Origin of the sequence: Senegalimassilia anaerobia JC110 (assembly GCF_000236865.1) — a bacterium.
Classification (GTDB): Bacteria; Actinomycetota; Coriobacteriia; order Coriobacteriales; family Eggerthellaceae; genus Senegalimassilia; species Senegalimassilia anaerobia.
This window is the reverse complement of record NZ_HE611016.1, coordinates 109928-122169: the sequence shown is the minus strand read 5'-3', so window position 1 is coordinate 122169 and position 12242 is coordinate 109928. Positions and strand designations below refer to the sequence as shown.

General features: G+C 61.2%; 11 protein-coding genes. 5 read left to right on the top strand and 6 right to left on the bottom strand.

The window, feature by feature from the left end; translation table 11 throughout:
- The first annotated feature begins 344 nt into the window (after positions 1-344).
- From SFHG_RS06780 to SFHG_RS06760, 5 genes are all read left to right on the top strand, one after another.
- Entirely contained in the window at positions 345-1307 is a 963-nt protein-coding gene (locus SFHG_RS06780) for an Abi family protein (protein ID WP_042435563.1), read from the top strand.
- A 387-nt stretch (positions 1308-1694) separates the two neighbouring features.
- Complete coding sequence (locus tag SFHG_RS06775; RefSeq protein WP_042435561.1) at positions 1695-2291, top strand: ClpP family protease; 597 nt, start codon at positions 1695-1697, stop codon at positions 2289-2291.
- A 149-nt stretch (positions 2292-2440) separates the two neighbouring features.
- Entirely contained in the window at positions 2441-4054 is a 1614-nt protein-coding gene (locus tag SFHG_RS06770) for a VirD4-like conjugal transfer protein, CD1115 family (protein WP_052297844.1), read from the top strand.
- Positions 4055-4067: 13 nt separating this feature from the next.
- Positions 4068-4712, top strand: coding sequence for a hypothetical protein (locus tag SFHG_RS06765; protein WP_042435558.1), 645 nt, complete (start codon positions 4068-4070; stop codon positions 4710-4712).
- Positions 4713-4858: 146 nt separating this feature from the next.
- Entirely contained in the window at positions 4859-5497 is a 639-nt protein-coding gene (locus SFHG_RS06760) for a hypothetical protein (protein ID WP_042435556.1), read from the top strand.
- Between the two features lie 144 nt (positions 5498-5641).
- Here SFHG_RS06760 and SFHG_RS06755 read toward each other — a convergent pair whose 3' ends face one another.
- The 6 genes from SFHG_RS06755 to SFHG_RS06730 all read right to left on the bottom strand — a co-directional run bounded on the left by SFHG_RS06755 (position 5642) and on the right by SFHG_RS06730 (position 11975).
- Positions 5642-6922: a type II toxin-antitoxin system HipA family toxin gene (locus tag SFHG_RS06755; protein WP_042435554.1), complete on the bottom strand. Its 1281-nt coding sequence runs from the start codon at positions 6920-6922 to the stop codon at positions 5642-5644.
- Positions 6919-7155: a helix-turn-helix domain-containing protein gene (locus SFHG_RS06750; protein ID WP_042435552.1), complete on the bottom strand. Its 237-nt coding sequence runs from the start codon at positions 7153-7155 to the stop codon at positions 6919-6921. Before SFHG_RS06750 ends, SFHG_RS06755 begins: the two co-directional genes overlap by 4 nt.
- A 191-nt stretch (positions 7156-7346) precedes the next feature.
- Positions 7347-8561 (bottom strand): HipA domain-containing protein, encoded by a 1215-nt coding sequence (locus tag SFHG_RS06745; protein WP_052297843.1) that lies wholly within the window; start codon positions 8559-8561, stop codon positions 7347-7349.
- Positions 8558-8884, bottom strand: coding sequence for a hypothetical protein (locus SFHG_RS06740; protein ID WP_042435550.1), 327 nt, complete (start codon positions 8882-8884; stop codon positions 8558-8560). Before SFHG_RS06740 ends, SFHG_RS06745 begins: the two co-directional genes overlap by 4 nt.
- 264 nt (positions 8885-9148) lie before the next feature.
- Positions 9149-10345, bottom strand: coding sequence for an MFS transporter (locus SFHG_RS06735; RefSeq protein WP_052297842.1), 1197 nt, complete (start codon positions 10343-10345; stop codon positions 9149-9151).
- A gap of 331 nt (positions 10346-10676) precedes the next feature.
- Positions 10677-11975, bottom strand: coding sequence for an ATP-binding protein (locus tag SFHG_RS06730; RefSeq protein WP_042435547.1), 1299 nt, complete (start codon positions 11973-11975; stop codon positions 10677-10679).
- Positions 11976-12242 lie beyond the last annotated feature (267 nt).

Genomic DNA, 12242 nt, shown 5'->3' with positions numbered 1-12242 from the left:
CCGACGCATCACGTGGGATTTGTGACGAGAACCGGCCGGCACCGCGGAAGCGGGCCTGCTTCAGTCCTCAGGTGCCAGCCTACCCCATTCCGCTCAACGATTGCAGTCTTGTATTGCCCCCGCTTTCGGAGTACGGGGAGGAGGCGAATGAGAGACGGCGCGCCGGGAGCGTTCGCGGGGCCGCCATTCGCGCAACCGCTCTTGGCAAAAGCACCGCAACAATTAGCAATCACGTTTGCTGATGCAAATACAAGACAGGCAAAACTACGCTACAAGGATGAGCGCAAGACCTTCTGCTACGAAGCCTGTATAATCGCCCGAACATCGAAGCGAGAGGAAAAGGAATGGCGGAAACCGACGGTATCAAGCAGCGCAAGGCCCTGCTCACAACCAACCAGCAGATCGAGCATCTTAAGTCGAAGGGCGTCACATTCAAGCTCTGTTCCGAAAAGGATGCTGCCGAATACCTCGCCAACCACACCTATTTCTTCAAAATCGCCGCATACAGGATCCTCTTTGAAAAACGCATCGGCGGACAATACGATGGCCAGTACGTCAACCTCGACTTCGGGCACCTGAAAGCACTCGCCTCGCTCGACCGCGACCTACGCTATGCGCTGTTGCCGCTAACACTTAACGTGGAACACGCAGCGCGGACGAAGCTGGTGTGCATCACGACTGAACGCAATAACGAAGACGGCTATACGATCGCACGCGATTACATGGCTAGCCTCAACCATAGCGAGCGCAGGCGCCGCGAAGGCGAAATCAGCATGATGAGTCGCGACCTGTTTTGCGGCGATCTTGTCAGAAAATACGGTAGCCCAGCCGACATGCCCATCTGGGTACTGATGGAGCTTTTTTCGTTCGGAAGCTTTATAGACCTGTATCTATACTGCGCCGAACGTTGGGGCAATGAGGAAATGAGGCACGAGCACTACATGCTGCGCCAAGCCAAGTCGGTGAGAAACGCCTGTGCTCACTCGTCGGACATGCTAAACGGAATCGCCGTAGTTGACACAACCGTCGGTACCGACTCAGCGGTATTGTCCGCCTTGGCCCAAGCAGGCATCTCGCATCGAGTCAGAACGGGCAGGATGAGGAATCCCCGCATCAGGCAGATTGTAACGCTCATGTACCTTCACACGAAACTCGTGCCTGAGGGGTCAGGAAAAAGAAAAGCAGCATCTGACCTGGTAAATCTCAAGAAACAACTGTCCGAGACGGCGGACCTTGCGCCTTCTAACGACATCATTCGGTCTTGCGCGGCTTTTTTAACAAAAGTGATTGACAGTTGGTTCCGATAAGTAATAATGCTTATAGATAAAAAAACCTATTGGTTTTGTAAGGCGGGGTCGCGAAAGCGGTTCCGCCTAGTTTTTTCCCAAGAAAACCGCCGCGAAGACGTAAATACCAGGCACGGACAGCAGTCCGAAACTTTTTCATTTCCCCACTTGCGTGCTGCTTTGACGTGTGCTACTGTGCTTAAGCACCCGAGGGTCGCGAGACCCGCCTCCTGGCAGATAGGCCTTGCGCCTATAGGAGTTGCCGATGCAGCTGTCGTGCATCGGATTTTCCCATACAACCTTATAAGCGACGCCCTGCGCATGGCAGCTCATGCTAGCTTGCTGCCGATTTGCGCCTTCCCTATTGCGTCCTAGGTTGTCCCGTCTCGCCCTCGGAAGGAGCTCGTCATGAGCGAATATGCATTCGTCTATCAACCTCAAATCATCCGCGAAACCGCAGAAGGCCTCAATCGCCTCGACATCCGCGACGAGATGCTCGACCAACGCGTACTCGAGCTTATGACCTCGGTGGATGCCGAATCCTGCGCCGTCGTCATCCGCGGCCTGCTTCACCTCCAGCGTCAAGATTCCACGACGCCCATCACGCTTTATATCAACAGCCCAGGCGGTGAAGTCCAGTCCGGCCTGGCGCTTTACGACGTCATGCAAGCCGTGAGCTGCCCCATCCGCACCGTTTGCCTTGGCATGGCGGCAAGCATGGGAGCGCTGCTGTTCATCGCGGGCGACGAGCGTGAGATCCTACCGCACAGCCGCGTCATGATCCATGACCCGCTCATCGGCGCCGGCGCCGGCGGCAGCGCGCTTTCCGTGAAAGCCCGGGCCGACGACCTCATGCGCATCCGCGACATCACGGCCGGCGTCATCGCGCGGCACAGCGGCATGTCGATCGAGCGCGTCTTCGAGCTTACGGCCTCCGACACCTATTTCGAAGCGGAAGAAGCCGTCGAAGCGGGCCTTGCGGACCGCGTCATCACCAGGCTTTGACGAGGTGTCGGCCGCGAGCGCGGCTTGCCGTGTCCCGGGCCTAGCAATCGGCCACCGTTACGGGATGTCTCCTCCTATCGCGGGCGCGGCAGCCCCTTCCCCACACCCCATTCACCAGCGCAAACCTGTAGTAGAAAGCGAAAGCAGCCATGATAGACAACCTTGCGAATGCCCGCGCCGCCTACGCGGGGCAGCTCATCCTCACCTCCGGACACGCCGCGAGCATGGACTCGTGGGCGACCGGCCTCAACAACAATGTGCTCGTTCTGGGCTGTTCCGGATCGGGCAAAACGCGCAATTTCCTGAAGCCCAACCTGCTGCAGTGCGAGGGTTCCTACATCGTGCTCGACTCCAAGGGCCGCCTACATGACGAGATGGCACCGTATTTGCGGGCCCATGGGTACATCGTTGACAGCCTTGACTTCACCACCATGGACGGCGAGATCGGCTACGACCCGCTTCACCACGTTCGCTGGCGCAAAGGTCGCCCTCTTGCGCAGGACATCATCGCGATCGCCAGCGCGCTGTTCCCCCGTGCGGACATGGGCGACGACCCGTTCTGGGCGGGCGCGGCGGCCAACTACGTTGCCAGCTACATCGCCTACGTGTTCGAGGCGCTGCCCGACCGCGAGTGGAACATGGCGTCGGTGGTAAGCGTGTACGAGCAGGCGTGCGAAGGCAACGCCGAAGCGCTGTTCGCCGACCTTTCCAAGCAGGACCCCGATAGCTACGCCGCCTCGCTATTCCGCCGCGCAAGGAGCACGGCGCGCGCCGACAAAATGCACTCGAGCATTATGGGCATCATCGCCGCAAACCTGCTGCCGCTGACGTTCGACGGGGCGCTTGCATCGTTTCGTAAGGCGCAGCAAATCGACTTTTGCGACCTTGGGCGCGAGCGTCGCGCGCTGTTCGTGACCATGGACGACATGGACCGCAGTTTGGCGCCTCTGACCAGCCTTTTCATTCGCCAAGCGTTCTCAAGCCTGTGCGATTTCGCAGACACGCGCTGCGATGGTGGACGTCTGCCTGTGCCCGTTCGCTTCATGTTGGACGATTTTGCGAACCTGACGCTGCCCGGCTTCGACGACGTGCTTTCCGTCATCCGCAGCCGCGAAGTCAGCTGCACCATCATCTGCCAAACGGTCAGCCAGCTTGAGGCGCGCTACGATCAGGCGGTGGCGAACTCGATCATCGGCAATTGCGACCGCCACCTGGTACTGGGCTTCCAAGACGAGCGGACGGCGAAGTATTTCGCGTTGCGCGCCAACAAGCTGCCTTCGACGCTTCTCGAGACGCCGGCCGGAAACTGGTGGCTATTCGAGCGAAGCCGCCGCGGCATATGCGAACCCGCTTATGCGCTCGAGCAGCACCCGCGGTATCGGGAGTTTGTCGCGAGTTGCGAGATGCCCGGGAATTGGGAAGGGGCGACGGATTGCGAAGCTGCCGCAACCCGTAGATCGTCCGCAAATCGCGAACTCGCCGCGAACTTCAAAGCGCCCGCATGCTGCGAAGCTTTTGCGAATTGCGAGGCATCCGCAACCTGGGAAGCACCCGAGGACTTCGAAGCTGCTGCTGATGGAGAAGCGCCCGGGGATTGCGGAGTTGCCGCGACCTGGGAGGTGCCGGAGAATCACAAAGCGTTTTCGATCTGCGAAGACGACGATCTTGACTTCCTTCCCCCGCCGGGACCGGACGACGAGATCTGGGTCGATACGCTGTTCGACGCCGATAACCTAGATGGCGATTCCGGCGCAGCAGCCTAAGGAAGGAGCGAAGATGAGCGAAACGAACGTGCGCAAAAGCCTGAGCGAGCAAATCGCCCGCGCAAGCTCGAACAAGACAAGCCAACACGCAAATTCGAACGAATCGGCTGGCCGCAAAAGCCTGAGCGAGCGCATCGCCCACGCAAACGCCGCCCGCGTAGACGGCGCGTGGAGCACACCGGACGAGCAGCTTGTCGAAGCCGAGCGCAGAACCCCGTTCCAGGTTTGCGACGTGTATTGCGCGCACGCCGAGGAGATGCTCGCGATCACGGGGCAAATCTCGGCCGCGCTGCCGAGTCGCGCCGCATATCTCGCGCGAACCAACCCGCGAGCGGCGGAACATCCGGACAACCGCTCGGTCAAGGCGCATACCCAGGTCGGGAACCCCGCGTGCACCTTCGTCTGGGAAATCCGCAACAACAAGGAAGGCGCGCTGGCCAAGTCGTCGGACGCGCAATACGCCAAGGCCCTTGACGCCACGGACGCGCTGAAGGACCTCTGGGAAGACGAGCCCTGGCTCGACGAGCTGCAAATCGCGAAGGCGCTCATCGCGCAAATCGTCCTACTCGACGACGACCTACGCACAAAAGTCCTCGAACGCGCAAACCTCATGGCTAAAGAGTGTGCCAACACCCTCGCCCCATACCTGCGAGGCTGAAAGCGGCAGGCAAGCGGCAAGCGCACTCCAAGCCGAACACCTGCTTCCCTACCCTGTTCGATGGGTCAAAACCGGCAACTTCTCGCAAAGGATCGCACGACCCAACGCTAGAATCTAACCATTCGAACCAAGAGGAGGAGCGGCGCGTGGCCCAAGATTTCTATAACCTGCTTTACAACGGATACACCGGCGAGTACCAGCTGATGAGCTCGCTGTACCGCAACGGGCTGGACGCGCTTCGCCCGCCCGCGGATATGGGCATCGACGTGGTGTCGCTGAACCTCAAGCAGCAACTTGAGAAGCCAGACACACCGCCCGAAACGTTCTTTTTCCAGGTCAAGACGGCGGTGACCACCGTAAGCGAAAACCCGAACCGCCCCGGCGCGTTCGCCGTGGTCGAGTTCAAGCTCAAGGACAGCGAGGTGGACCTTCTCGCCCGCTCGCGCGACCGCGCGCTGTTCTGCTACGTGTACAACAGCGAGGCCGGAGCGCTCACCGACGCGTTCGAGGCGCCGTTCATCTGCTTCTGGCTTGACGGTACGCTCATCAAGAAACTCAACGAGGAAGGTGCGTTCTTCCGCAAAAAGGGCGAACCGAAGCTGACGCTGGCCTGCCAGCTGCGCAAACCCACGCACGAATACGGCCACTGGTACGCCCTGGTAGTGAATGAGAAGGGTGAGAAAGTCGAGAACGGCTTCCTCGGAATCGTCGGCGGAGAAGGCTCCCCGGCCGATGACTGGGCAGAGCACTACAGCGTAGCCGGCTACCTAGAATACGCCCGCTAGGGGCTGTAGGGCGAAAGGGCGAAGTCGCGCGACGACGGCCAGCGTGAACAGGGGACGGAGGGGCGTTCATAAGCGAACACACCTCCGTCCCCTGTTTGCCCCGGTCACCCATCGGCTCACTCGCCCGCCAGGGTCAACACCGCCTCAAGGCCAGATGCCCCCTTTCAGTTTGCGAATCCTTTCCAGCGCGTTTGCCCCATGGCGGGCTGCAGCGGCCGGATAAGCCGTCGATGCGATCCGGATACCCTCCTCAAGATCCTTAATCACGCGGTCGACGACCGACTCAACATCCGTTGTGGCCAATCCCCAGGAAACAGCCTCGGCGACGACATCGGCCCGTGTAAGCTTCCCGGGGTCTATCACTCCATTCACGCGCATGGAAAGAAGCGTCGTGCGCGGCTCGACCTCGGCAATGGGCACCACATCGTAGAGCGGTGCGAGCGTGGGGACCATTTGCTCGCAGTAGAGAAACGACGTGTTCTTGGCATGCGCATCCCAGTTGCCAAGCGCCAGGTTCGCAACAAGCTGACGCAGCAGCTCCGCCTTCTCGCCTTCGGGATCGGAAGAGAACTTCTGCAGCAAACCGGCAATTGCAACGTATGTGGGATCATTGCCCTTAGGCGCACCCGCAGCAGCGTACTTACCGTGCGGGTCGATTCCAAGCGCCTGGCAAACATCCTCCTGATGAAGCCTGAGCACATGCGCGGAGCCATTGTCGGCAATTCTGTCGTAACGCTCAACCACCAGCGTGCTCGGCGCATCGTCCAGATCGAGAAGGGCCACCCTGGATGCACGTGCCGCGTGCCCGGCCGCCGTCATGGCCCAGGCCTCAGACTCCGCCAAACCGGGATAATGCTCGCTTTCCGGTTTGAGGATATGCGTGCTGGGGCTGTCACCCATCGGAAGCAAAACGTCATCAGCAGCGACGAAAGATGCCCCCTCGGGAATCGCCGGCATGACAACGCACATCTTCTCCTGAAAGCCGCCCAGCGACATGCGAAACAACCCGCTCTCAACTTGCGGAAGACGCTCCGTAACGCTCGAAAGCTTTTCAGCCAACTCCGATGAGGGAATCTCCTCCAGCCGCAGTTCGCAAGCGCGCTCACGACCGTGCTCGAACACCCTCACCGCACCAGCGCACTCCCAGCCTATCTCGGCGAGAAGGCCGATCCAGTCATACGGCAACACGCCAAGGCTCCTGCAAACCTCGTCGCGGCGGTTTCCCTCGGGAAGCAGGCCATTGAACCAAGCAGAAGTTTTCGCCTCGCCGAACGGGCGAACTTTTGCGGGAAACGCCATTGAAAGCACCGGCCGGCCGGCAAGTTTGCCAACAATCGATTGCTCATACTCGAAGCGCCCGCCCTTGCGGTTCTCGACGATGCGTCCGATCAGGCTTTCTCCGAGGTAAACGTCGAGCTGTCTCATTCGTTCACCTCCACATCCGCGCCCTTGGGCACGATCACCATGCGAAAACCCAGCTGCTGCAGGTAGCGGTCAACCTTGATCGCCGACACGTTCTTGCCCGTCTCGAGCGCCGAGAGCGTGACCGACGAGAAGCCGAGCTTTCTCGCCATCTCTACCTGCGTGATACCGCGCGCCCTGCGCGCCTCCCGCAGAAACTCGCCGATGTCCTCGTATGAGTAAGCGTTGGTCCACATGCTATGCCGCCGTTCAAAATACTTTGTATTTGCCTTAGTAGCCCGAGTATACAAAATATTTAATATTGTCTCAATATCAAGAATGTTAAGTATTTTGAACGGTGTACGTGAACAGGGGACGGAGGCGCGTTCATTTATGAACGCGCCTCCGTCCCCTGTTCACCGACGCATCGCCGTTGCGGATGCCATCTCTAAAGCCGCAGTCCCAGCTCCTGGAACAGCTGCTGGTTGTCGGCGGTGATCACCGTGGTCATTGCTTCCCTTATCCAATCTGGGTATTCGGCCAGGACGGCTGGCGCATGCGTTGCGATTTGCGCAGCAGTGGTTTCGACCGCCCCAACAAGCTCGTCTTCGCAAAGCCCCGACGCTGCCGCTTCCGCTGCCCAATCGGACAAGGACAGCTCGCTTGCCCGCTTCTTGGAATTGATCGGCATTGCCAGCAAATCGCCGGTCTCTTGCCACACTCGCGTGCAAAGGGCGTCGTAAAGAGGGCACAAATCAACGCTTCCGTCCGGTCGCAAAAACAGGCTGTAGTTCTTGCCGTGCGCGTCGCAATTCCCCACCAACGTGTTGAAAACGAGCTGCTTTGCCCACTCCCTAACCAACGAGCGGCCGTTAGACAGCCCTTTCAACAGGGCAAACGCATCGGCAGCGGTCACGGAATACTTCGCATGCCGCGAAACGCCCAACGCTTGCGTGAAATCCTCAACATGGATGCGCAAAACCTGCCCGTCGGCGCAGACCTCGCGATCGAACCTTTCGACAACGTAAGCCTGATCTTCGCCGAACGACCGCACGAACGACCTTGCGACATCCAGCCCGCACGCTGCCGCAAGATGCATGGTCGCATCCTCCACCAGCGGGGCGCCGCAAAAGCGCTCATGGGGCGGCTTCACGATGTGGGTCGAAGGGTGCTTGGCGTTCGGCCAGGTCCAGCGGTCGTCGAACCGCTCCAAGGCGAATTTGCCCTGCGAACCCGCAAGGGCGAAACGGCTGCGGCGATCATCGGACTGCCACGTCGTCCAGCCGCGCCCGAGCCGATAAACCTTGATTGCAATGTCCTTTTCCCTTGCGAACTCACGAGCCTGAGACGCAATCTCCCCCGGCTCGGGAACGGATGTGAAGCACAGCCCGCCCGTCGCATCCGTTGCCACAAGAAGGTCGAGCGGGTCAGCCGATGCAGCGCCGAACCAGCACCGCATCGCCTCGCGTTCGCTATCGTTGTCCGGCAACAGGCCGTCCAAGAACACGCCCGGGGCATCGGCTTGCCAGGAGCAGTCGAGCGGCAACGAAAGGCTGATGGGCGTAGAAGCTTCCGGGGCGTATTCGAACCGAGTCGCACCATCGGAGCCCTCGAAGAAGCGTCCGACCAGGCGATTCTGCAACCACGCGTACGCTTCCTTCATTCCATGCCCCTCTCAAGCTCGTCGTCGCCAGGGAGCGAGAACAACTCGACGCGCAGCGCCTCGCACAGCGCGAAAAGGTCGGCGGACGCGCCCTTCCCTTTCAGGATCAGATCCTCGGCGGCTTTCTCCGAAATGCCGGCCACCGCCGCAACCTCGGGGATGGACATTCCCCGGTACCACATGAAATCCAGCAGCTCATCGCTCACATCGCGGCAGGTGGCCGGCATGCTCACGAACAGCTCGGGGACCCCGCCGGAGTCGATGCCCTCATATTCGCTCACCAACGGCGGATGCGGCACCCCATCGGTATACCTGCGATACACGGCGATTCCCCCTCATGCGCTCCCCGGATTGTTGACGGCAATGATGATGCTAGCGTTTTTCGTCCCAAAATCCTATGCCGTGGGCGAACAGGGGACGGAGGCATGTTCGCACGGCTATGTAGCGGCACTTCGCCAGCGGCGCCACGCCGCAATCTGCTTCAAGGTTGGCGAAGGTATTTACGCGTGACCGAGCAGGCGCGAAGAGGGCCTTGCATCCATTGGTCAGCAGCGCCAAGCGTCAACGCTTATTTGACTGCACACTTGCTAGCCTTTCTGTGCGCCGCGTCGCTCGATCGCGGCGACGCCGATCGAGAGCGCAAGGCCGGCCGCGGCGAGCGCAGCCAGAACCCAAATGGCGGACGCAAGGCCCGCGCCGTCGCCCAGCGCACCGAGCATGGGCGACGCGATGCCGCCGACAGCTACCGCCACGCCAAAGGTGAGCCCCGACGCTGTGCCCAGATGCTCGGGCAGATACTCCTGCGCCAGCGCCACGGCGGGCGGGTTGAAAAGATTCAAGCACATCGCCAGCACCATAACCGCCGCCACGCACAGCCACACGCTGCCCGAAAGCAGGAACGAGGCAAGCGACGCCACCATGAGAACAAAACAGCCGATCATGAGGCGCGGCGTGGAAACACGATGCGACATGAAGCCAGCCGAAGCCGTTGCCACCGCGCCGAAAATCGAGAACACGGTGATAAGCAGCGAGGCGGAATCTTCCGCCGCGTTGAATGTGGTCACCAAGTAGAGCGGGAAGAAGCTGGTCACGCCATAGAACACGATGGAGCGAACCGAAAGCGCGCCGAGCACCACGCCGAACGCACCCCATCGGTCGCGCTTGCCCCGGCCCGCCAACGAGCCGCCTCCGCGGACGCCGAAGGCCAGGAAGCGTTTGCTCAGCGCAAGGAGCACCAGCGCGTACGGAAGGCAGAGGACCAGATACACGAGCGTGCCCGAAAGCCCGAACGCCGTAACGGCGACGACGCCGATGATGGGCCCTAGACAGAAGCCGATTTGGCCGCCGACGGAGAAAATCGACATGCTCATGGCTTTGTCGTCGCCGCCGGCGAGGTATGCCAAGCGCGCCCCTTCCGGGTGCAGCATGGCATTGCCGACCCCCGAAACCATTGCCGCCAAAACCACCAGCCAATACGACTGCAGAACGCCCACCAGCGCGATGCCCAAGCCCGCAAGCGCCACGCCGACCGACATGAGCCACGGACGCGCCTTTTTGTCGCCCATGAGACCGAACAGGGGCTGGATGACCGCCGACGCGATGTTTGATGCCAAAACCAGCGCCGTTATCTCGGTGTACGAGAACCCGGATTGAATCACCAGAAACGGCAGCACCGAAGCTAAGCCGCCCTGTGCGGCATCGACGCAGATATGCCCGCCCATCAAAACGAAGGGCAGCTTATTGGACTGGCCGCACTTCTTGCCCTTATCTTTGTTCCCGCTCATAACCTGCACTTTTCTCCAATAGCCAAACGGACGCACACCGCATGGGGCAAGGTCCAACGCCGTTTTCACGCGCAACCGCGCAACTCGACGGTCCCGGGACGCCTTGCCACCGCTTAACGGCAAGAGTCAGCGGGAAGAGGGCCGCCCCCCGCACGGAGGCTACCATGCATCAGGCGCGCATGCCGCCGCGATGTACGATTGCAATCGTACATGAACAGGGGGGCACCCGCAGGCAAAGCCACGGCAGCCGCCAACGTCAACGCGGGCGCAACCCGCGGCATCGCAGCGAACACACCTCCGCCCCTGTTTGCATTCGGGTCGACGACTGCGCTTACTGCCGCAAAGCGGTGACAGGGAAAACGTAGACATCATGGGCGGCGTCGTAGCGGCAGAAGGGAGACGTCGCGGTAACAACAGCGCAAAACTCGGGCTTGGGGTTGCGGGCCGCCGGGTTGGAGGCGACCTTTTCGCGCAAGCGCTCGATGTTCCTGATGCCGTCGGGCACCTTGGCCTCGCCGAGCTTGATCTCCAGCGCTGCCCAGCGGCCGTCGCGAAGCTCGATGACGACGTCGACCTCCAGCCCGTCCGAGTCGCCGTAGTAGCGAAGCGATCCGGGGTGGGCGCCCGGCAAGCACGCGGTATAGGCCCGCAGGTCGTGGACGCACAGCGACTCGAAGAGAAGGCCGAAGGTCTGCCCGTCGGAGAGCAGCCTCTCCGGCCCCATGCCGAGCGCGGCGGCCGGGATGGACGGGTCGGCGAAGTAGCGTTTGGGCTTGGTGCGCAGGCGCGACTTGGCCCTTACGGGGGCATCCCAACCGTGCAGACCCTCGATGACGTACATATCCTCGAGCATGTTCAAATAGGAGGTGACAGTGGACGCCGCCGGCGCCCCGGCCTCGTCTCCCAGCGAGGCGTCCTGGGCGATGGTCTGCAGGGTGGCGGCCGTGGCGACGTTGCGCGCGAGCGAACTCACGATGCGCCGCGCCATGTCGGGCGTTCCGCCCTTCTTGGGGACGCTGACCTCGAACATGGCATCGAGGTACTGGTCGATGACCTCTGCGGCCGTCTGGGCATCGGCCCCAACGAGGGCGGGCCAGCCACCGCAGCATATGGCATCGGCCAAAGGCGCCAGCGACGTTTCGCATGCCGACGGATCGAACGCGCTTTCGAACAGCCCGGACAGCGACACCGAGCCCGTGGACAGGCCGCGCTCCCACAGCGTCATGGTGCTCATGTCCACGCGGGCGATGCGCCCGGCGCCGCTGTGGGTAACGGCGTCCTTAGCCGGGGTGGAAGATCCCGTGAGAATGAACAGGCCGCGTTCGCCGCCGGCCGCGTCGACCGCGCGGCGCGTGGCATCCCAGGTGGAGGGGACCTCTTGCCACTCGTCAACGACGTGAGGGCGTGCCCCCTGCAGCGCCAGCGCGGGGTCGGCCTCGGCCAGCGCCTTGACGTTTGGGTCGTCAAGATGCACGACGCTCTCGCCGAACGCCAGCGCCGCCCAGGACTTGCCGCACCACTTGGTACCGCGAATCTCGACTGCGCCGAAGGTGGAGAGCAACCTCTGCAAGCGTTCGTCGACGAGACGCGGACGATACGCCTGGGGCTTTTCGGTTCCATATGCGACCATGGCCTAGCCTCCTTATTTGAAGTGGGCATACTTTATTTTCGAGGATTATCGTACTCGATTTTCGAGGATTATCACACTTCATTTTCGATAGAATAGCCTGCGGCTCTAAGCGGTATCAAGGTTAAATACGGAGCAACTGCATAAGAGCGCCTGCTCAGTCGCGCGGCACCGCCTACAAGCGCCTCACCCAAGACGGCTTCTCCCCGAGGCCGCCTCGAATTCTCTTCCGTCCTCCATTCGCGCTCGAGCATCAACGCACACAGCTCA